The 22,039-nt window shown below is 59.3% G+C and carries 16 protein-coding genes and 3 pseudogenes; 6 read left to right on the forward strand and 13 right to left on the reverse strand.

From position 1 onward, the window contains the following. Positions 1-111 precede the first annotated feature (111 nt). Positions 112-258, reverse strand: a pseudogene (rpsK, locus tag R6U53_RS07485) (30S ribosomal protein S11); the annotation flags it as partial. Between rpsK and R6U53_RS07490 the strand changes: the two are divergent. Further along, positions 258-476 (forward strand): annotated as a pseudogene (locus R6U53_RS07490) (transposase); the annotation flags it as partial. The pseudogenes rpsK and R6U53_RS07490 sit on opposite strands and share 1 nt — an antisense overlap. A gap of 2 nt (positions 477-478) precedes the next feature. Here the strand turns inward: R6U53_RS07490 and R6U53_RS07495 are convergent. After that, a complete protein-coding gene (locus R6U53_RS07495) occupies positions 479-1,108 on the reverse strand; it encodes a hypothetical protein (RefSeq protein WP_410321740.1) in 630 nt (209 codons plus the stop codon). 235 nt (positions 1,109-1,343) lie between these two features. Here R6U53_RS07495 and R6U53_RS07500 point away from each other — a divergent pair, with 235 nt between their 5' ends. Further along, the gene (locus R6U53_RS07500) at positions 1,344-1,691 is read left to right on the forward strand and encodes a cupin domain-containing protein (protein ID WP_410321741.1); all 348 of its coding nucleotides are present in this window, start codon (positions 1,344-1,346) and stop codon (positions 1,689-1,691) included. Between the two features lie 210 nt (positions 1,692-1,901). Here R6U53_RS07500 and R6U53_RS07505 read toward each other — a convergent pair whose 3' ends face one another. The 6 genes from R6U53_RS07505 to R6U53_RS07530 all read right to left on the reverse strand — a co-directional run bounded on the left by R6U53_RS07505 (position 1,902) and on the right by R6U53_RS07530 (position 11,905). Beyond that, positions 1,902-2,930 (reverse strand): sodium:calcium antiporter, encoded by a 1,029-nt coding sequence (locus R6U53_RS07505; protein ID WP_410321742.1) that lies wholly within the window; start codon positions 2,928-2,930, stop codon positions 1,902-1,904. A gap of 336 nt (positions 2,931-3,266) precedes the next feature. Then, positions 3,267-4,667 carry a sodium-dependent transporter gene (locus R6U53_RS07510; protein ID WP_410321743.1) on the reverse strand — a complete coding sequence of 467 codons (1,401 nt, stop codon included), beginning with the start codon at positions 4,665-4,667 and terminating at the stop codon, positions 3,267-3,269. A 397-nt stretch (positions 4,668-5,064) separates the two neighbouring features. Beyond that, positions 5,065-5,490, reverse strand: coding sequence for a hypothetical protein (locus R6U53_RS07515; RefSeq protein ID WP_410321744.1), 426 nt, complete (start codon positions 5,488-5,490; stop codon positions 5,065-5,067). A 628-nt stretch (positions 5,491-6,118) separates the two neighbouring features. After that, positions 6,119-7,288 carry a CBS domain-containing protein gene (locus R6U53_RS07520; protein WP_410321745.1) on the reverse strand — a complete coding sequence of 390 codons (1,170 nt, stop codon included), beginning with the start codon at positions 7,286-7,288 and terminating at the stop codon, positions 6,119-6,121. Positions 7,289-7,641: 353 nt separating this feature from the next. Then, positions 7,642-10,344, reverse strand: a complete 2,703-nt coding sequence (locus tag R6U53_RS07525) for a cation-translocating P-type ATPase (RefSeq protein ID WP_410321746.1) — start codon at positions 10,342-10,344, stop codon at positions 7,642-7,644. Positions 10,345-11,173: 829 nt separating this feature from the next. After that, positions 11,174-11,905: a hypothetical protein gene (locus tag R6U53_RS07530; RefSeq protein ID WP_410321747.1), complete on the reverse strand. Its 732-nt coding sequence runs from the start codon at positions 11,903-11,905 to the stop codon at positions 11,174-11,176. Between the two features lie 204 nt (positions 11,906-12,109). Here R6U53_RS07530 and R6U53_RS07535 point away from each other — a divergent pair. Beyond that, positions 12,110-12,383: pseudogene (locus R6U53_RS07535) on the forward strand (amphi-Trp domain-containing protein). A 1,716-nt stretch (positions 12,384-14,099) separates the two neighbouring features. On the opposite strand, the gene R6U53_RS07540 reads toward R6U53_RS07535, so the two are convergent. Genes R6U53_RS07540 through R6U53_RS07555 form a run of 4 tightly spaced genes read right to left on the reverse strand, consistent with a single transcriptional unit; the run spans position 14,100 to position 17,542 of the window. Beyond that, complete coding sequence (locus R6U53_RS07540; RefSeq protein ID WP_410321748.1) at positions 14,100-14,948, reverse strand: sugar phosphate isomerase/epimerase family protein; 849 nt, start codon at positions 14,946-14,948, stop codon at positions 14,100-14,102. Positions 14,949-14,954: 6 nt separating this feature from the next. Further along, complete coding sequence (locus R6U53_RS07545; protein ID WP_410321749.1) at positions 14,955-15,905, reverse strand: UbiA family prenyltransferase; 951 nt, start codon at positions 15,903-15,905, stop codon at positions 14,955-14,957. Between the two features lie 4 nt (positions 15,906-15,909). Then, on the reverse strand, positions 15,910-16,740 hold the full coding sequence (locus R6U53_RS07550) for a sugar phosphate isomerase/epimerase family protein (RefSeq protein ID WP_410321939.1): 831 nt from the start codon (positions 16,738-16,740) through the stop codon (positions 15,910-15,912). A 1-nt stretch (position 16,741) separates the two neighbouring features. Next, positions 16,742-17,542, reverse strand: coding sequence for a TatD family hydrolase (locus R6U53_RS07555; RefSeq protein WP_410321750.1), 801 nt, complete (start codon positions 17,540-17,542; stop codon positions 16,742-16,744). A 243-nt stretch (positions 17,543-17,785) separates the two neighbouring features. On the opposite strand from R6U53_RS07555, the gene R6U53_RS07560 reads away from it, so the two are divergent. Further along, positions 17,786-19,054, forward strand: coding sequence for an inositol-3-phosphate synthase (locus tag R6U53_RS07560; protein WP_410321940.1), 1,269 nt, complete (start codon positions 17,786-17,788; stop codon positions 19,052-19,054). Further along, positions 19,051-20,406 carry an alkaline phosphatase family protein gene (locus R6U53_RS07565; RefSeq protein WP_410321751.1) on the forward strand — a complete coding sequence of 452 codons (1,356 nt, stop codon included), beginning with the start codon at positions 19,051-19,053 and terminating at the stop codon, positions 20,404-20,406. Before R6U53_RS07560 ends, R6U53_RS07565 begins: the two co-directional genes overlap by 4 nt. A gap of 463 nt (positions 20,407-20,869) precedes the next feature. Here R6U53_RS07565 and R6U53_RS07570 read toward each other — a convergent pair whose 3' ends face one another. Beyond that, a complete protein-coding gene (locus tag R6U53_RS07570) occupies positions 20,870-21,277 on the reverse strand; it encodes an NAD(P)-binding protein (RefSeq protein ID WP_410321752.1) in 408 nt (135 codons plus the stop codon). A gap of 611 nt (positions 21,278-21,888) precedes the next feature. Here R6U53_RS07570 and R6U53_RS07575 point away from each other — a divergent pair. Further along, the gene (locus tag R6U53_RS07575) at positions 21,889-22,038 is read left to right on the forward strand and encodes a hypothetical protein (RefSeq protein ID WP_410321753.1); all 150 of its coding nucleotides are present in this window, start codon (positions 21,889-21,891) and stop codon (positions 22,036-22,038) included. Position 22,039 lies beyond the last annotated feature (1 nt).

Consider the following 22,039-nt stretch of genomic DNA (forward strand, 5'->3'; position numbering starts at 1 on the left):
TTTGAAAACGGATCATTTAGGGCCACGATCACCTAACTGAACTAGCATCCCTGGTGATCCGAGAGTCAAACTGAAATACTCGATATACTCTTCAAGTATCGTTAAACTTCTCTAATTCTCATAGAAAACCTTCATTATCCTTCCTATCCTGAGGCCGGCCCTTGACAGAGACCTGATAACCCCCTGAGCACCGGGTCCCGGGGAGCTGGGTCCGTTACCTCCGGGTGCCCTGACCCTAATATGGATGTTGCTTATTCCCATTGATTAAACATCGGGAGTTCCGGCCCATCGATCACGCGCACAACGCGCGGATCGATGGGCCTCGCTACCGCCAACGAGCGATGTGTGAAACCGTCTTCTCGACGATCAAGCGCACGCTCGGCGACGCCGTGCGTGCGCGAACTTGGTACGGTGAATTTCGTGAACTCGTTCTGATGTGTGCCGTTCACAACATCAAGCAATCACTGAAATCGTGAAATCAAGCTACGTCTGGCGATTCACCACGGCCGATCCCGTTGACCGTCGGGAATTTCGAGTCCTCAGTTGTTTCCTGATCGAGGTTTCGGATCTCGTTGTTCGTGATTTCGATACCATCGTGATCGCCTTGACCGACGGTGATCCCGGTGACGCCAAAGCGTCCGGTCGGACCGATATTTTCGACGGTGTTACGTTTGATTGTCGTGTCGTCGTATCCTTTTTCGACTTTGATTCCGAGGAGTCCGCCTGGATTCGTGACGGTGAATCCCTTGACCGTCACATCATCAGCCGCGATACTGATCGCCGCACCAGTCCCACCGTCGCCTTCGATCGTTGGATCGTCGGTCGCTTCCAGTGTGATGCCGTCCTCAATCGTTACGGAATCGTACGTTGCAGAGTCCGTCACGACGACTGTGTCGCCGTCATTAGCGTTGTCGATCGCGGTTTGAAGTGCAGCACCACCCCCACTAACAGAAACTGAGTCGCCAGCGACAGTGCCGACGCTGCCGAGTCCGAGCGCGGCGACGCTCGTTCCGAGACCTAGTCCGCGGAGGACATGTCGTCGATTCAGTAGCTGTGTTACTTGATTCGACTTGACCGGTGGATTGATAGACTGGTCGTTATTTGTCATCGCTTCACTCTATGTGAGTCTTGTAACATAAAACACCTAGCTAGTATTTCCGAACGGCTGTCCTGGTCGACCCCGGGGATAATTCCGTGCAACATTGGCGTTTTGTACCTTGCACGCGTCGAACTGACCTATCTAGAGACAATCAGAAACTGGTCGCAGCGTACGGATGCTTCGGGGCTGTCCGCAAAGAGGCAAGCGAAGTTTGAAGATTTAGAGGGCATAATGACAAGTCGGTATGACCCACGTTTCTACGGGAGAGTTGATAACGGAACTCGAAAATGAAGATATCCAGCACGCTGAAGTGCTCGATAAAGAGTCCGTATTCATCGAGATAGGGAGATATCCAACCTCCTCGCCAAAGAATCCCCACACGGAGGACGAAATCTACTACATCATTTCCGGATCGGGAATGATTCGTGTTGGTGACGAAACATACGAGGTCGAGGCTGGCGATGTGGTTTTCGTTGATCAGGGAATCGAACACGACTTTTTCAATATAGATGAAGAGATTACTGCGCTGACAATCTTCGTCGGATCTGACAACCCGAGTTCGTATAGCATTCGTGAGCACAAAAACGATTGAGCTCGTCGCAACAACGCTGTATTACTGTTGCGGCTTCAACTCAAACAAGATGGTGTATTAACGGAGTCACTCCCCGTTTTGTTGCTCGGGATCAGTACTGCATATGTCGTGATACTACACCGATGGACGCGTTCTACATTTAAATGAGGTTGAAACTACCGCTGCCATACGAAGGGACGAGAGCGATCGTACGTCGAAAAGACCTCGATCTCAGATAAATATGAGAACGATCCCAGATACGTATATGACGAAGATCAGATAGCTTTCCGTTCCGACGTCTGTCCCGAAGTCCTCTGTCTTCCGGCGGATCAACATGATCATCAAGACGCTATTCATGAGGATGGCTATCCCGGTGAGAAACGGCACTTCAGGACTTACGTCCCCGTAGATCGGGGCCGCCGAATAAGCGAGGTCACCAAGCGCAATCATGAGTGTATCGAACACGTTTCCCCCGATGATATCGCCGATCGCCAACGCGACCGCACCTCGCTTGACGGCTGAAACGGCTGTGACCAGTTCGGGGATCGATGAGGCGATGGCCATTCCCGTCATCCCCACGAGCATCGGAGAGGTTCCGGTCTCCGCGACTAGCCCCTGACCACTGTACGAAATCAACCACCCAGCCCCGCCGATGAGCCCAGCGATCACGAGATACTCTCCGAAAAGGCCCAGTGATAAGAGCGAGTCACGACGGGTACGTTTGGACTCGGAATGAGCATCCTGCTGAGTGGTCCGCCCAGTTAACCGGCGGGCGTACCACTTCGGTTCGACTTCAGACGTCTGAATCATCCGGAACCCGAGAAACACAGCGGTAACGAGAACGAACGTCGCCGGGTGAAGACCGAAGATGGTGAACACGGTGGGGACCAGCATGGCCAGTAACGCGAGGGTCAACAGGAACAGAAGGATCGCTAACTGCATGAGACTCGCAGACGCTGTTACCTCTTCACTGAGCGGTCCGCGTCGCATCACGACGTCCGCAACGGCGATGAATACGGTCTGGGCTGCGATTCCGCCGACCGCATTACTTACGGATAACGTTGCTTGCCCACCGAGTGCTGTATCAAACGAAATAATGATGCCGGGTAGCGAGGTACTCGCTCCCAGAAGGATCATCCCTCCGAGCGACTGCCCGATGCCGAAGGCATCGGCGAGGTCTTCTGCGAGGTGGCTGAGCCGGGGACCCGTGACTAAGATAACGATGGCTCCCAGCACAAAGAGCCCGACGTCCTGCCACATACTCAGCCTTTACATATTCAAAAAGTGTCTACAAAAAGTCTCGGTTAACGCGGACGAATATCGATATCGAGAGTTGAACGATATTATATACGAACTGGCCATGGCGCAGTCGAAGCAACGGCCGCCCCTGTGTCAGGAACACTCCGACCAAGAGAATCTGAGGAATCTCGACGTCGCCTCCGGGGACTCCGTGTTTCGGGGGCAAACTACTCCAGCCGAGGGTACCTCGGACACAGCATAGTCAGGCGACGTTACCCGAGTCATCTGTACATATTACTAGTGTTCTGAACAGCAAGTACATCTCAGACGATTTGGTTCGGTCAGAACTGGGTTTGGTCACCTAGCCACTACTCCTCGGAGACGGACCAGAAGGTAGCCGAAGCCCCCGATAAGTACGAGGGCTCCGACAGACAGCAGCGCTCGATCCCGTGAATTCCCGGGGAGAATGTGCCAACTCGGGAAATCAACCCCGAGGAGCAGTTGCGACACGATGATACCGACGAGAACCGGTGGGAGGAGATACTTCGTCGAAAGGGCGGTCAGTCGCTCAGTACGCGATACTCGCGTCTCGTCTCGGGTCACAAAATGCCCGAACGTGAGCGAGATTACGAGTGCCGCGACTGGTAGCCCGAGCGTTCCAACAGAGTCGTCCAGGAGGTCGAGGAATGGCGTTCCGAAAACCCGGAATTGGAACGGCGTGTAACTCAACAGCGACGGCATCCCGAGGACAAAGACCAACAGAGAAACGAGAACAGTGGCTTGCCTCCGAGAGAGTCGCGTCGAACCTCGAACTGTCGAAACCCCGACTTCCATCATGGACACAGCAGAAGTGATAGCGGCCGCGAACAGAAGCCCAAAGAATGCCCCGGCAACGATCCGTCCACCGGGGAGGAGCGAGAAGGCCGCGGGGAGTGTCGAGAACGCCAGCTCAGTGCCGAGTGACGGTTCGAGGTCGAACGTAAAGACAATCGGGAAGATGACGATACCGGCCAAGACGGCGACGACCACATCTGCCACGGCAATGATGACCGTCGCCTCGGGTATATTCATATCTTCGCCGACATAACTCCCATACGTGATGAGAATCCCCATGCCCGCAGACAGAGAAAAGAACGCCTGACCAAACGCGGCACTCCATATTAGGGAATCGTCGAGGACAGAGAGATCCGGTGTCAAAAAGAATGCAACCCCCGCGGAGAATCCCGACAACGTCATTGAGAACGCCGTCATCCCGAGGAGAATCACGAACACCAGTGGCATGAGAACGGTGGTCAATCGCTCGATCCCTTCCCGCACGCCGAGTGAGAGGACGCCACCAACGAGGACAAGTGAAGCAGTGAAGCCGACGAGCGGGGTATACGTGCTTGTTAAGCCACGCAGCGAAATGTCGCCCCCAGCTAGCGCTGACACCAGAAACGCGAGAATCCAGCCCGTGATAACGAGATAGTAACTGAGGATCAAGATAACGATCGCCACGATAAACCATCCAAAGACTTGGAAGCCCGGTCGGACCCCTCGAAACGTGGCGACGATGTTAGCACGCGTCCGCCGTCCGCTGTCGATTTCGAGGATCATGAGCGGCACCGCGAAGACGAACACCGCGACGAGGAATGGAATCAGATACGCGCCACCGCCGTTTCGACCGACGACTGACGGAAAGCGCCAGATGTTTCCAATACCAACGGCTGCACCGGTGGCAGCGAAGATAAAACCAGTGCGTGACGACCACAGATCCATTATGCTGTTCTCTTCAGATCCTGGTTTGTTATAGCTCAGTATTTCCCAACGCGGTATCGGAAGCCCAATTGGTCGTTTTATAACAGTGACGGAACGGATGCACGGCGAACGACGGTCTCTGTGACGATTCCGAGCACCCGTCTAGCGACCCGTCTCGTCCGTGACATCCGGTCACCACGTGATCGACGTCGATCCCTTCTTCTGTATCGGCTGCCGACCCGGTGACGCGAACGGTCGCGACATCGGCCGGCGGGCCGCCGGCATCGAACGAGAGCCGCACGCGCAGTTCGACGGCCGTGACAGCCCCCTCGCGCGGTTCATCAGCGGCCGCAGCACGGGTCACTTCCGTTTCGACGATCGGGAGACCGTTCTCGGTTATGAACGGCTTTTCGACCAGTTACAACTCGTAGCACGTCTCCGATGGGAAGGCCTGCACGTATACGAGGCGACCGCCATCCTCGAACGGTGTCTCCTGAATAAACGCCCGCACCTCGTCGCCCACGTCGTCTACGCCACCGAAGTACTCGGCAGCGACGCTCTGGCTGGCGACGAACAGCCCCCACGCGCCCGAGTCAGACGCCGGCTCCACGTCGGGCGCAACAACGGCGGCGCTCACCGTATATCCGGTCAAATCTGGCACCGAATCGGGGTCGCTGAACTCGCTACGTGGCGTCATCCCCGGTTCTATCTCGCCGGCTGTCGTGTACCGGGTATCGACGTATCCGTCGAAGACGTCGTCGGTCGGCTCGATAGCAATGGTGAGCGTCTCGGACAGCTCCGTCTCGTTGACGGCGACCGTGAACGTCTGCGTGGCTCCAGCCACCCAACCCGCAGCGACCCGCTCAGTCCCGCCCCCGGCGCCTCGAAGGCATCGTCCGTGAGGACGTACCCCTCTTCGGTCTCGACGGTTACGTCGAACGTGTCGGTCTCTTCCGTGCCATTGTGCAGTCGACCGTCGGTCGATATGTTCCCCGGATCTGGGCGCGCCGGCCCGCCGTCGTGCGTACCACCCAGACACCCGGCAAGCACGCCAGGGAGGGTAAGCCCCGTGCCAGTGACGAACGCACGCCGGTTGACGGTTGGTAGATACAGGTAGAGACGGCACGTCTAAAGCCCTCTTGGAAAATCGAACACTATTTTAATGCTAACTGATATCACTGGCCATTCGGGTCAGACACTGGCTGGATGAACGACTACTGACCGAACCGAATATTGACCCCCTCCCGCGCCTGAAAACGCGGGAATCCGGCCACGGGATTTCAGACCGAGCGAAGCGAGCGGGGTCTGGAACCGCTGTGCCCCGGGGTGCAAGTTCCGTAGTTGTCTCCACACCGTGGGCCGGAGATACTCTCGATTCACGTCGGAGACCTCCGTATCCCCGGTAATTCACGTGCTTCGCTCCCACCGTGAGAATGTAGCATTCGCCGCAATTTTTCCGTAAGAGCCAGTTCTCACTGGAGATCGGGTTCGGAGGTCGGCTGGCCGAGCGTCCGTGGCGGCCCGCCACCCTGGATCACCTCGAAAGCCCGCATCATGTCGGTCCGGGAGACGATTCCAACGAGGTCGCCTGCCTCGTTGACGACCGGCAAGCGGCCAACGCCGTTCTGCTGCATCTGCTCGAAGGCGGTCATCGCGTCTGCGTCGGGGGTGATGGTATAGAGTTCGGTTGACATCACGTCCTCTACGCGATATGCATCTCGTTCGACCTCCTCGACAGCACCCGCGTCGTCCAACGTCACCATCCCGATGAGGGAACCGTTTCGCACCACCGGGTATCCGATATGCCGCTCGGTGAACATCCGTGCCAATAGCTCAGAGATAGTGGTCTCCTCGGAAACCGTTATGAGATCCTCTTGGCGTGTCATCAAATCTTCGACAGTGACGTCTTCGAAGGCCGCTTTGATCGTTGTCTGTTGAGCCTCGCCGGATGCGGCGATGTAGATAAAAAACGCCAGTACGATGAGAAACCAGTTAATAAACAACCCGAGAAGGCCCAACCCGAAGGCGAACAGTTTCCCAACGGCTGCGGCCTGTTGGGTAGCCTTTGCGTGTGGTTGGTTTCGAGCGAGAAGCGCTCGGAGGATACGCCCACCGTCCATCGGAAATCCGGGTAGCAGATTGAACGCGGCGAGCACCACATTCAAGATTGCGAGATAGCCGAAAACGAACCGGACTTCGTCGACGCTCGGCGGAAGACTGGTAAAGATCACGTAAGAACCCACCCCGAGAAGGATGCTCACGACCGGGCCAGCGATAGCGATCACGAGTTCGTGACGCCAGTCTTCGGGGAAGTCGGTAAAACTCGCGACACCGCCGAGTAACCAGAGCGTGATTGAATCGATCTCATATCCATATCGGAGGGCAACTACCGAGTGGCCGAACTCGTGCAACAGGACGCCTCCGAACAATCCCAAAGCCGAAGCTAGTCCGAGCAACCACGGAAGGTTTCCTTCGGTCAATGGGTCCGGATCCATCGTCGCACCAAGCATCTCGTTTATTATCACGGCTAACTCGGCGATATCCCAGGCAATGAATACGGCAAAGAGCGGGAGGACGATCAGAAAGGTCCAGTTGAGCCTGACCGGGATACCAAACGCCGAACCGATTCGGAATCCACGCATACGTGAACGATTACCGACGTAGCGTGTTAAAACAGTCTGTTGAGTAAAACGGCAGTTATTGGTAAAATGATATATTTCGCCTGAGGTGCGTGTATCTATCCCGCTGTAAATACGCGTACTACATCGAAACGTGGCACAGTGGCCCGATGTCCAGCGGTGTCGAACTCAACTCATCTACGCGGACCGAAGGCGTTCCGGGGGTTCAACGCCGGCGTAGACACTGTGAATCGAGAATCGTTACCCGACTTTATCCGATTGCCGACCTAACGTGTCGTATACAGAGCGTATGGGAGTATTCGGAGAGTTCGGCCCTTTAGATCTCCAATTCGTGGGGTTCGGAGATCGATCGGGGTCTATTCCCTCGTCCGGGGGTACCGCATTTTCCAACTCAGTTTGTGGAGTTCGATTGCGACCGCTATGCTCAGGGCAACGCCACCGAGGACAAGCCATTGTTGCAAACTAACCGGTGCCGTCCCCAAAACCGCCTGGGCGGGTGGGAAGTACATCGCTCCGAGGTGGATTAGAAACGCTACGATCGTCCCGGTGAGCAAGATCGGGCTCTGCAGGGGCGACAGCCGGAACAGAGAGGTCGTCTCGGAGCGTGCGTTACCGATATTTACGATCTCGAACAGGACGATTAGCAGTAGCAGGTGGTTACGGGCGGCGGCCTCTGAGAGCCCCTGATCCAGAAACCGGATAAACGTTCCAAACCCGATTACGCCGATCACGAGCGCGGCGACGAGCGTCCGTTCGATCATTATCCGATTGAAGATCCGCTCGTCCGGCGACCGTGGGGGCCGATTCAACACGTCGCCTCCTTTTGGTTCGAACGCCAGAGCAACGTCTTGGATTCCGTTCGTGACGAGGTTCAACCAGAGGATTTGGACGGGTAACAATGGGAGCGGAAGCCCGGCGGCGAGGCTCAACACGACGAGTACCACTTCGCTGGCGCCGGTGGAAATGAGTAAGTAGATCACCTTGCGAATGTTGTCGAAGGCGACCCGGCCCTGTTCGATGCCGGCGACGATGGTTGCAAAGTTATCGTCACTGATTACCAACTCTGCCGCATCGCGGGCAACGTCAGTTCCCATCTGTCCCATGGCGATACCGATATTCGCTTGCCGGAGTGCTGGTGCGTCGTTGACGCCGTCGCCGGTGACAGCCACGTAGTGCCCAATACGACGGGCCGCTTCGACGATTTTGAGCTTTTGATCCGGCGAGACGCGCGCGAACACCCGCGTCGTTTCGAGGGTCTCCTCAAGTTGTTCTTTGGAGGCATCGATGAGTTCGGCCCCGGTTGTAACCTCCTCTAGGGACTCGGCAAGTCCGATATCACGGGCGATCGCGAGTGCGGTTTCCGGATGATCTCCGGTAATCATCGTGACCGAGACGCCAGCGTGTCTTGCAGATACTATCGCCTCCGCGACACCTGATCGAAGGGGATCGATTAACCCGAGAAACCCCAAAAACGTCAGATCGGTCGGTTCGGATGGCGGCTGTCCGGGTTCGGTGTCTGGTTCCAGCGATCCCTCGGCGACAGCGAGTACACGATACCCATCGTGAGCCATCTCGTTTGCCTGCTGCCGGAGCGTCTGTTGTGAGAACTCGCCCTCACTGCTAGCCGTGCACATCCCCAGAACGCGCTCGGGCGCGCCCTTGACGAACACCCGTGTCTCCTCGTCTGTCCGGTGGAAGGTCGCTGCATAGCGCTGTTCAGGTTCGAACGGGATTTCGTCGGTTTTCGGCTGCCCATCGAGCGCCGACCGGCGGGACCACCCGAGCTTGCGCCCGAACGCGAGGAGCGCGATGTCCGTCGGATCACCGCGCCACGTCCACTCGTCGTTGCGTCGAGATAGGTGGCCCTCGTTGCAGAGTACGGAAGCGCGGGCGAGACGAGACAACTCGTCTGCGAGATCGGGCTCTGGGGGGTGCCCGTCTCGAAGCACGTTTCCTTCCGGGGCGTACCCCTCGCCGGTCACCTCAAAATCGCTCCCATCGGGGAGTTGGACCTGTTTGACGGTCAGTTCGTTAGCGGTCAGTGTCCCGGTCTTGTCCGAGGCGATCATCGTACAGCTTCCGAGTCCCTCGACAGCCACCAAGCGCCGAACGATGACGCCGACTTTGGCCATCCGCCGACTGGCGACACCCAATGCGACCGTGATCCCCACGGGGAGGCCTTCGGGAATCGCCGACACAGCCAGTGCCACGGCGAATAGGAACATCTCGACGGCGTCGTACTGCTGGAGAAAAATCCCGAGGAGTGCGGTAATCGCTGCAGCGACGAGCACGACGAGACCGACGATGCGGGTGAATCGCTCCATGCGCGTCACGAGCGGTGGTTGCCCGCCCTCGACGGCCGTGACGTCCTCGGCCAATCGACCGACAACTGTGTCGGCACCGGTTTCGACGACCACGCCGCGCCCCCGCCCGCGGTTGACCACCGTTCCGGCGTGTGCCATGTTGTGTCGATCGCCCAGTGGAGCCCGGTCGTCGCCTTCCCACTCCTCGTCTTTTAGTACAGGTGCAGACTCACCCGTGAGTGCTGACTCATCGATCTCTAGACCGTGTGTCGATACGAGTCGAATGTCCGCAGGAACGCGGTAACCAGATTCGAGGAGGACGACATCACCCGGAACGACTTCCTCCCCGTCGATGTCGCGTGTCTCTCCGTCCCGGATGACCGTCGCGCGGGTTCGAATGAGTTGCTGAAGCGCCTGGCTACTGCGTTCTGCACGCCACTCTTGGACTCCTCCCACGAGCGCGTTGATCAACAGTACCGCAGCGATGAATCCGCCGTCAGTCCCCTCTCCGATGGCGAACGAGACGATTGCAGCGATAGCGAGAATGTAGATGAGCGGGTTCTTGAACTGATGCAGTAATATCTGCCAGATTGTGACCGGCTTTGATTTCGGCAAGCGATTCGGTCCGTATTCAGAGAGGCGATCTGCGGCTTCTTCCGTCGAAAGACCATCCGGATCAGCTTCGAGGGTGCGATAAACCTGGTTACGTCCCCGCGAATACCACGGCTCGGTGTCCCTCGACGAGGAGCCAGCCATTGGATACCGGATGTACGCTGTGGGACGACTTAGTGGTCAGTGATCACTCGAGAACGAAAGCCCCGTTGAAATCCTCAAAGCGTTACAATCTCAGCCGGCAATCCAACGGGATGGACGACCTCCCGAAGCCGCGGTTATCTTATTCACCGAGACTGTAAGCCATGGATCCCGGCGCGCTGTCGCTTGGTACTGTTCGAAATTCTCCAAACATCGCCATACAATTCCTCAACATGTCGTTCCACCGTGTCTCAAGGTGCCGACGAACACGAAGTATCGAGGGACCGCTTGACGAACTCATCGAGATGTCACGGACCCGTCGTACCATTGACTTGGTTGAACGTCCCTCACGATCGGCGGTGTGTAAAGCGTTTGAGCGGTTCGATATGGCGACCTGGTGCGTGTTATTATTTCTCTCGGAGACGATGGTTATGCCGATCAGAACTTCCGGGCACTCGCCCACCGACTCGGAGTCGACCCGCTCATTCAATTACCGTGAGTTTACGCCGCTGGAAAAAGCCTGGAACGCTTGGATAGACGCTGATTTCTATGAACAGCCCAGCCGATCCGAGTTACCAAACTCCACGCTCGAGCCGAAGTACGGTGCCTCCGAGTGGTCACGACGATGGCGAAAGCAGTTCCGAAAGCTCACCACCGCTTGTGCTACTCACGGCATTGACCGCTCTCACCGAACGGGCAACTCTGGAGCGTGGTATGCGACGCTACCTAGAGAGTGACAACTGAAGCTGCATTCGCATCGGGGGGAGTGAACCGATCAACAAGCCGTTGAGAAGCACGCTCTTGGAGTTCCGGTTCGGAGGGACAGGTCGGTTCACTCGCTTGGCAGACTCGAAATAATCGACTTTGTAAGTGCGGCTTCTAATCCAGTGTTTCGGTATCCCGCTGCCAGATTGACATCGAAAGCCCAATACTGCCCGTCGTCATCTTTGACAAGGTCAACCCCGACACCCCGGAGGTCGAACCGCTGAACAAGTCGTCGGAGGGACGCTGCAAGCGCTGGCCTGTTCCGTATCTGACCGAGGAACTGTTTTTCGCCATAGAGCTTCGAGGTGACGCGCCTCCCCGCGACGTGTATCCGTGTTCCGTCATCAACAGCATAATACTTGTAATCGATCGGTTCCGTCGGGATAAGCTTTTGATAGAAATCTCCCTCACCGTTGAGTTCGGGTTCGCCGTTCCATATGTAGTAGCCTTTTGCGACGTATTCGCCCTCGGGTTTCTCAAAGGTGACTTCGGGTGTGCGAAACCCCAGCTTCGAAAGCGCTCGAAGACCGATCAGTCGTGAACTGAACAAAACCGTCGCCTGGAGGTTGTTCCACAGAGGCGTCCCCTCCTGTCGAGCATGCCTGAGAGCCGGGAGTGCGCTCGGGAGCGTCTTTTTGTTAACGATCAACGAGAGGTCGACGACATGATCCAGTGAGAGACGAGATCGAGGATGGAAGAATCGAACCCGAAAGCCTGCGTTCCGAAGACGCTCGGCCACCTCGCTGAACACTGGCTTGTGCTTTTGACACAGGATACCGATACTGCCGTTTTTTCCCATGGTCGGGATCTATATCGCTGTTCAAGTGCGAATATGAATAACATTCGGGTACGTGGTTGAACGAATTCAACCACACAGCGGGTGTCGTGGAGAGTGGGAGGGGTCCGGAAAGGCTGACATGCACTGACCAACTCATCTACACGATACGGCGGACGGATCTATCCATTGAGGCTCTGTAGCACCTAGTGTGCGACCGAGGAAGTCTTGTTCAAATCGGAGAGCGACCAGAGCCGAGAAGATATCGCCTCGTATCTTCGGAAAATCGCGGATAATCTCGACTGAGGACACGGAATCACGCTCACGTCCGGTTCGGAGTCCGTGACGATGGAGCCGCCGGCCCGCCCGACGTTCCAGGTCAAAGCCGAACGAGAGGGGCCGAGAGACGGACCGGCGGAATTTGAGTATCGAGTTCGAACTCGAATGGGCTGAGAACGGCAGTGGGGAGAACGGTGGGAGCGACCAGTTGGACATCGAGTGAGCAATTCGTGGCTCTATCGAGTAGTCGGCTCACCTGTTTCGACGTGACACAAACGATGCCGACGTGCTGGATTCTATCCTCTGTATCGGTCGTGTTGACGTTTGACGATTAATAGATATATCGACCCGGATCGTCCAAGACGTACGGCGCGCATCCCGTAGACCCCAACTGATAGAGGTTACTACAAAACGTCTGACTCAGTTTCACCGTGCTCCTACAGAGCAACGAGGCGAGTGGGTACAACTTCGAATCGGGGACGGCAGAAGTGTTTGTCAGCCATTACTATTTTTGATTTGATATTAATCTGCCTCCGCGGGTGGACGAGGATGTTGAGACGTTCGCTGATCGATTCTTGCTCCACAGCCGGGGCAAACGAGTGAGCGGCTGTTTTCATTACGGACTTCGAGCCAGTCTTGGGAGAAATGTCCCCTGTACTCACATTTAAAACAGAAGAGAGTCCCCTTCTGTTGGGTGATTTGATCGGGGTCGGTATCGTTTGGTGCCATCAGCTGTAATTAGACCTCAACGAGTAAAGCGCTTATTTGCGATCAACGATGGTTATATACTCATGGCTGGGGCGCGTATGGGTATCCACCCGATGCGTGTGGGAGACTTTTTGATATTTTCCACGCTATCGGTTGACAGGGATTAGATAAATAAAACGACCCACGGAGGGCGCGTACACAGCGGGCAGATCATTGAAATCGCGCTCTGCGAGAAGGTGTACCTGAACCGGATTTTCCTACACTGGGTTCGCCTTCCTCGTACGAATCGACAGGGGTCAACTAATTGAGACCCGACTCGACGATGTCGGTTCGCCAATCGCGCCGGTATTTGTTTCCAGGTGCCGGCAAAATAGCGCATATCCGGGTACGACATCCGCTACTGGTACTACGTCGAGGTTCAACAGGGCAAAAACGTGAACACTCGGCCGAGATCCTCGACGACCCGGAACTGCCAGTGGTGTCCGAGCTTCGCACCCACGAGTAGCCGAACTTAGCGATCGGTCCAACGCAGCGTCGACGGCGCGCACCACCGACGCGATGGTTGACGGCGTCTCCCGACTATATTCTGACGGTGTTCTGCGCGGGCCGTTCAGTTACGAGCGCAATGGAATCATAGTGGAGGGCGGATCTCGGTCAGTGATACGGTTTCTCTTCGTGCATACATAACTTGTTACTCTCCTTGGGGCTTGGATGAGCGGCATGGATCGCGCCGGGGGCGTCCGACCGACCCGCGCGCGTCGACGCGACGAGTCTTCAGGCGTCGGGTCAGAGGACAGACAGCAGTGCTTCGCGAAGCGCTCAGGTCCGGTGCGTTCGACGGCGGATTTCGACTCGGGGTTGAGTTCACGGTCTACATCGTGGATTACGCTCGATAGCTTGCGCTGTCTTTGACCTACCTCTGTCGTCGGTCTGTGAACGCGAACTGGGACGGCACAACGCCGAGGCGAACACGCCGGTAGTGACGCCGTGGGGTCGAACGTAACCCGGAGGCCGGCGGCGAGGTCGAAGCGCTCGAACGCTGCGGGCGTGAGCTCGCGGTCGGGTGCAAGCCGTCAGATGCTCGGGTCCGGTGCCCAATCGTACATCCCACCAGCAATCGATAGCCGGAGCCCGCTGGTGGGGAGCTCGAACTCGACCGCTTCGCCGAACGACCGGCGGGCTGACCGGAGGGGACGAAATCGTCGGGAGGTCCGTCCTGACGGGGTGAGTCTCAGATGTACGGTGCCAGGGCCTCGTAGGCCCTCTGTGCCGCGTGGTCCGGCCTCTGAGAGTATGTGTACAACTCCAAGGTGACGAACCCGTCGTAGCCGATGTCATCGAACGCGTCGAACATCGGAGCGAACGAGAGCTCCCCCTCACCGGGGATGAGGTGGTAGTGCTTTCCACGTATCCCGCCGGCGATGTCCTCGAGGTGGACGCCGGTGATGACGCCCGCACACTGGTGGACAGCGTCGACAGGGTCATTCCCGTGCACCGCCGCGTGACCGAGATCGAGGTTGACACCGAGGTTATCGCGGCCCATATCATCGAGCAGGGCCAGCGTCTCTTGGACGCTTTCGACGATCAGTTCGGGTTCGAACTCGACACCGACCTCGACCCCTCGCGGTTCCGCGTAGTCGAGGATCTCGTGGAGTGAGCCGACAAAGTAGTCATACGCCGCCCCGGGGCGCGTGCCGGGAAGTGCTGCCCCCGAAGCGACGCAGACGGCCGGCGCGTCAACCAGTTCGGCGAGGTCGATCGCCCGCTTCGTGTACTCGATACGCCACCGGCGATCGTCCTCGTCGGCCGTCGAGAGGCTCGGATCGAAGAAGGCCGAGGGTGGAGGGTCGTCGTAGAATCCCGTCGCCGTGTTGGCATTGATGTTCGACACCGCGAGACCGGTGTCCTCGAGAACCTCGCGGACCGCATTCTGATCCGCATCACCGAACTCCGGAAAATAGGCGTGGGGGACGTCGCCGAGCAGTTCGACCCCGGTGTAGCCGTGGTCTGCGATGCGCCCGATCGCTTCGGGGAGGTCGTGCTCTGTGTACGCGTTCGTGGAGAATGCGAGTCGTGTCATGATCGATCAGCTTACATCGAACCGCTTGGAGAGGACCGTCGCGGGGACGAGAAACGACAGTGCCGTGATCGCCCAGCCGAGGCCGCCGGCCGCCGCCGCACCCCCGACGAGTAGCGACTCGCCGACGACACAGGTCCCGACCGCGGGAACGACCCTCTCGGGTACCGGGTCGGTGTACGCCCGACGGAGCGCCAGCCAGTTGCGCGCGAGGAACGCGCCGAGCGAGAGGAGGCCCACGACGACTGCGAGCGCCGACGGACGGGCGGCAAAGATCGCGCCGGCGGTGACGACCGCCGCGAGTACCGACGCCGCGCCCACGGCGAGAATGCGCCGACGGGAGCCGCCGGTCGCCTCGTCGTCGGCCATCGCAGTAACGGCCGCGATGTAGCCGAAAACCGCCGTCGCGACGACGAGGCTCAAAGCCCCGTCGGCCACATGACCGTCCAGCGCGGTGAGAACCTCCCCGCCCGCGACGCTGGCACCAAGCAGAACGTTGAGCCCGCGAGCCGCGCCCATCGCGAGGAACCCGGCCGAGGTCCCCTTCAGTAGGGCGTCGTAGCCGACAACGACGGTCGACAGGAGGCCGGCGACTGCGGCGGGCGCCGGGCCGACGGTCACTGCGAGCGCGACGCCGCCGCCGAGTGCCGCGAGTCCCACGCCGAGTGCGGCCCGTCGAGGAACGACCCCGGAGGGGACGGGACGCCAGGGGCGCTCCTCGGCGTCGACGGCGGCGTCGGCCCAGTCGTTCAGCGATGTCCCGCCGGCGTACAACAGCATCGAGGTGACCGCGAGAACCGCAATATCGCCGGATGGGACGGGACTGCTGACGATTCCGGCGGCAGTCACGAGCGCTGCACCGGCGACGATGTCCGGTGGCGCGGTGAACAGGTTCGGCACGCGGACGAGCTCTGCGTACCCCGCGAGTCGGTCGCGGACTGTCGGGGACACCGTCGCCATCACCCTACCCCCACCCGTGGTCGCGGAGGTAGTCAATCGCCTCCCGAGCCGTCTCCGCGGCGGTCTCCTGGTATGGGTACAGTTCGACGGTGACGTACCCATCGTAGTCTGTGGCCACGACCGCGTTGAGGAACGCGTCGATGTCCATCGCCCCGTCACCGAGTTGGGTGTGCTCGTGACGCCGGTCCGCCGGGATGTCTTCCAAGTGGTAGTGCTGGGTGTACGGCGAGAGCTTTTTTATCTGTGCCGCGGGCTCCTCGCCGACGCAGAAAAGATGGCCAGCGTCGAAGTTACAGCCGACGACGTCCGTGTCCACCCGGTCGACGAGGGCGAGAAACTGGTCTGTCGTCTCGATCAGGAGGTCCGGTTCCGGTTCGACGAGGAGGTCGACGCCCGTCTCCCGGGCAACCGGCGTCAGTTCCTCGATAGCGGCGACGAACCGATCCATCGCCCACTCGCGGGACTTCCCGTCTGGAACGGGACCGCCCGGTTCGATAGAGATGTACGGCTGGTCGATCGCCGCGGCGACCCGAAGGGCGTCGGCGGTGTAATCGATCCGTCGCTGCCGGTAGTCATCGTCGGGTTCGACGTACGAGGGGTGGTGAAACCCCTCGATAGCGGTCAGCATGAACGCGTTACAGTTACTGATCTCGACGCCCGCGGCCGCGAGCTCCGCCTGCACGCCGTCGAGATCCGCGTCGGTGGCCGTCGTGGGATAGAGGTGCGGCTCGTCGAACAGCAGTTCGACGCCGTCGTATCCCGCGTCCGCGATCGTCTCGATTGCCTCACCCAGAGCGTACTCCCGGAAGGCGTTCGTCGAGAAGCCCAGTTGCAACTCAGAGCTCATACTCGAAGTTCGGCGATTGGCTGAAGAACTCGTATGGGTTCTCGAGGACGACCTTTCGAACCTCGTCGCGGCTCCAGCCGCGGTCGAGCATCTCGTCGCGGGCCTTCGGCACCGCGAGCGGGTCCGAGGGGTCCCAGTCGGCGGCGCTGTTAAACAGCATCTTGTCGGTGCCGTACTCCGCCAAGAGATCGATCGCCGCGTCGACTTCGATCTTTCCCGGGTAGAGCGTGAAGCCGATCCAGCAGTCGGTCCGCAGGCTCGTCTCGATCGTCTCCTCGGTGTTGTGGTCGATGATGATGCGCTCTTGGGTAACGCCCTCCTCTTCGATGACGTCGACGATGCGCTCGGTCCCCGAGGGCTTGTTCTCGTGGGGTGTGTGGACGATTACGGGGAGTTCCCGCTCTTCCGCCATGTGGAGCTGGCGACGAAACGCCCGGTCTTCCGCCTCCGTCTGCTGGTCGTAGCCGATCTCGCCGACGCCGACGACGTTCTCGCGGTCGAGGTACTCCGGGAGCCGTTCGAGCACCGACTCGGCCATCGCCTCGTAGTTCGCCTCCTTCGGCTCGAGCCCAATCGTGACGTAGTGGTCCATGCCCCCCGACCGTTTGGCCCGCTCTGTCTCGAACTCGATGATGTGCTCGAAATAGTCGAAGAACGACCCGGCGTGTTGCTTGTCGGTTCCGCTCCAGAAGGCCGGTTCGATACAACACTCGACGCCTGCGCGCCGCGCTCGCTCGTAGTCGTCCGCTGAGCGCGACACCATGTGCATATGTGGATCAATGATCCGCATGAGAATGTTCAGTTAGCGAACAGTATTAATTATCTACACACTAAACAGCAGCTCGTCTGTTACACGAAGTCGGTATCGGGCATTAATGGGTCATATAATCCTGACAACATTAGCGAGATATCCGTTAGCCAGCCTATTCCTTAGGCGGTGGGATTGAAAATACGTCGAGATGACATCCAGCATTTACCACGGCGCCGAACCGACGTGGTTCAGGCTCCAGCGGCGACCGGCATGGAGGCGGCTATGACCGTCGGCGTTTGGTTGGTCGGAGCGCGCGGAAACGTCGCGACCACGGCAATGGTTGGTGCCAAGGCCATCGACCGCGGCGTGGTCGACACGACGGGCCTAGTGACCGCCCGGGAACCATGCGCCCGTCTTGACCTGCCCGCTATCGAGGAGTTAGTCTTCGGTGGGCACGACATTCGAACCCAGACCCTCCGAGAACGGGCGAGAGCCCTTTCGAAAGACGGCGGCCCGCCGGCGTCCGTGGTCGACGTCGTCGCCGATGATCTCGACCGAATCAACGATCGGATCAGAACCGGGACCGCAGTGAACTGCGGCCGCGCGCTTGAGTTGGCCGGTGACGACCTCCTAGAGGACGACCACTCGCTCCGCGGCGTCGTCGAACAGATCCAAGCGGACCTGACCGACTTCGAGCGGAGCCACGACCTCGACCGCGTCGTCGTGGTCAACGTGGCCTCAAGCGAACCGATGCCCGCTGCCCCCGACCGATACGACACTCGAGCGGCGTTCGAGGCGGCGCTGGAGGATGACGACGACATCCCCGCCAGTTCGCTGTACGCCTATGCCGCGCTATCGGACGGACGGCCGTTCGTCAACTTCACGCCGAACACGGGGAGCGCACTCGGCGGCCTCGAGGAGATAGCCGAGACCGAGGGTGTCCCGCACATGGGTCGGGACGGCAAAACCGGCGAGACGCTACTGAAGTCCGCACTGGCCCCGATGTTCGCCGGTCGGAACCTCCACGTCATGTCTTGGGAGGGCCACAACATCCTCGGTAACGATGACGGTCTGGTGCTCGAAGACGAGGAAAACCAGGCAGGCAAACTGGCGAGCAAGGGGGGCGTGCTCACCAGCCTGCTTCCTGACTTGGAACACAACCGGGTGCGTATCGATTACACCCCCTCGCTCGGCGACTGGAAGACCGCCTGGGACCACGTCCACTTCCGGGGCTTCCTCGACACCGAGATGAAGCTCCAGTTTACCTGGGAGGGGAGCGACTCGGCACTGGCAGCACCGCTTGTCCTCGACCTAGCCCGACTTGCCGCCTACGCCGACGAACGGGACGAGGGCGGTCTCCAACCACACTTGGCTTCCTTCTTCAAGTCGCCGATGGGCGTCGACGAACACGACCTCTCCCAGCAGTTCGCCATGCTCGAAGCTTACGTCGAAGCGCACGCGGGCGAGGGGTCGGTGTCGTCCGCCGATCGGGATCAGACCACGGCCGTTGGAACGGGTGTCGCCGGTAGTCGGCCGGAGGTGGAAGAGTGACGGCCGATACCGGTCGCGTGCTCGTTTTCGACGTTGTCGGCCTCCAGCCGCACCACGTCACCGTCGACACGATGCCCGCGATGGCCGACCTGCTCGACGCTGTCGTGGCGACCCGTCCCGCATTCCCAGCGCTGACAGTCCCGGCCCAATCGACACTCGCGACCGGGACGGACCCCACAACCCACGGCGACGTGGCGAGCGGACGGTACGACCGTGCGACCGACACGGTCGAGTTCTGGGGACGGGACCGTCCCGACCGGCAACGCCTCTGGGAGGCAGCCCGCGAGGCGGGCGCGACGACCGGGGCGCTGTTCTTCCAGCACCTGATCGGTACCGACGCCGACGTCGCCGTCACGCCCTCGCCCATCGAGGACGCGGACAACAACCTTATCGAGATGGACTGCTGGACGAACCCAGACGACTTCTACGACGACCTCCGGGATGACTTGGGTCATTTCCCGCTCCACAACTACTGGGGACCGACAGCCAGCGTCGAGGCGACCCGCTGGATCCTCGCTGCCGCAGAGCGAGCCGTCGACCGCGTCGATCCAGACCTGCTATGGGTGTACGTCCCCCATCTCGACTACACCGGCCTGGCAGAGGGGCCCGGAGACGCGTTCGAGGCGGAGCTCTCGACCGTCGATACCCTGATCGGCGAGTTCCTCGAGGCCCGCCGAGCAGACGACCGGTGGGACGAGACGGCCGTGGCCGTCGTGAGCGAGTACGGATTCAACGCCGTCGACACGCCGATCTTTCCTAACCGCGCCCTGCGCGAGGCGGGGCTGCTCTCGGTGGTCGACGACGGCGAGGGGGGCGAGGAGGTCGACCTCGACGCCTCTGCGGCGTTCGCGATGGTCGACCATCAGATCGCGCACGTCTACGTCGACGCAGACGCCCGAGCGGCAGCCCACGCCGCGCTCGACAGGCTCCCCAAGGTCGACGCCGTGCTCACCGCTGAGGAGGACGCCCTCGCGGCACACCCGAACGCGGGCGACTTTGTCCTCGTTGCCGATCGAGACGCCTGGTTTCAGTACTACTGGTGGGATGACGACGAGGATGCTCCCTTTTATGCCACCGGCGTCGACATCCATCGGAAGCCGGGGTTCGATCCCTGTGAACTGTTTTTCGGCGAGGAGGGGTTGGTCTCGCTCGATCCGACGAAGGTCGGCGGCTCCCACGGTCGCGTCGACCCGGAGACGTTCCCCGTGTTCGGCGTCGGCGGCCCCGCCGCGCCGGCGCTCCCTGAGGGCCCGGTCGACGCCCGTACCGTTACACCCACCCTCGCGGACCTGCTCGGGGTCGCGAACGACTCCCTTCTCAACGCCGAGGGCAACTCGCTGCTCTCCGAGTGAACGAGGAGACCCGGCCCCGGTCGTCCGAGCCCCTGGATCACACTATGGGGGGTCTCGAAGGTGTGGCAAAGAGGTCCTTTCTCCGAGATGGGGTCCGAAAGGATCCCCCACGCCATCGGCGATACGCCCTGAGCGGACGACGGTGGCGTGGTCGGCACCTCCGTGGACCGCCTCAGGCGGAGACGGCGGGTCCCGAGGCGACGCGAAAGCTCGGCCCCTTGACCGACGGACGGTGGGGGCACTACACTCTCGGACTGGGCGACTCCTTGGCGGAGTCGCAGTCCACGCGCGATCGGATGTGCAGTGACGTCGCGTATACACCACCTGGCGAGTAACGGTATTCCCCACTGCCGGTCGTTCACTACAGAAGAGTCTCCTGTGCGCTCGCTCTACAGTCGGGATCGTATAAATCCATACTAACTGTATATAAACTCGAAAACCTCTACGCCTCCTTTTATCGGCTTCACTCCCGGGTGATTCGGTCAACGGCGTCAGCTGCACCCGCAGCAGCGGGATACACAATGCTGTCAACGAAGCGACGGTATCCGTAATCCTCTTGCCCGTCCCGAGAAATCCGAAGGACCGTTCGGGTATCGGGGGCCGTCTCGTGGGCCATCTCACAGGCAGCAAGGTTCACATCGGGGTCATTTGTGAGGGCGGCAAAGACGTCGGCGGCGACCAGATCAGTTCGTTCAAGGATGTCGGGGTCCGTTGCATCACCTTCGATTACGTGGCTGACTTTTGCTGACACCTGCTCGCACTTTTGAGAATCCAATTCAACGATAGTGACCATGTTCTGTTCCTCACTGAGTTGTTCTGCGACACGGCGGCCAACGCGACCCGCTCCGATGATGATAATATTTCTTCGCAATGTTCTAACCCTGTGGTAGTATGGGTCAAGAAGTCTGTTAAATGTTGCCGCGAATCAGTCGACACGGCACAGACATTTCGTGCTCGAACTCCTCGAGTTGTCCGTCGGTTTGCGGTGCTGCAGTCCCAGGGTTTCCACCGACCATGCGTTCCATTCATACTGGAGGACATTCGGTGGTAATTCTCGCCGGGGGGAACCACTGCCCAATCGGCGCTCGTGGATTGGCTATCGAGGGAGGGCTCGGCGTGACCAACAGCAACGGTGATGGATACACACTCTCCCTCGCACGGCGGTTCTGACGTCCCTGGCTAGTTTGATTCGACCATACGAGACACAGGGAACACATTCCATACCGGCCAAGTTCGTTCGGGGCTCACCCGAACCGGTGCGACTCGTTGCTAGCAGTACTAGTTGACCATGGCGTAAAAGAAACGTCCACAATGACTCGTACATTCGTATATATTATACAAAAATTCACGTGTATCCCTGCCTACGTATGCAATTATGATATTGTGCATCATTCCCAAAACTATTATGACGGTTCCCGTCGTAGCTAGAAATGTCCAGAAAAGTATGTACGACGAACACTTCTCTCGAAGAGTGCTCCAGCGATGATCGAGTCCCTCCCGGCACCGACGGCAGTGCAGGCGCTGCTCTTACTCGTCGTCGTACTCATCGAAGCAGTGGTGCTTTATTTGGGCTACGGGTACGTTGAACGATTGCTCGCACCCTTCGTGATCAAAACAATCAAAAACAAGTGAC

It is taken from the genome of Natronomonas sp. (genome assembly GCF_046483325.1).
GTDB lineage: Archaea > Halobacteriota > Halobacteria > Halobacteriales > Haloarculaceae > Natronomonas.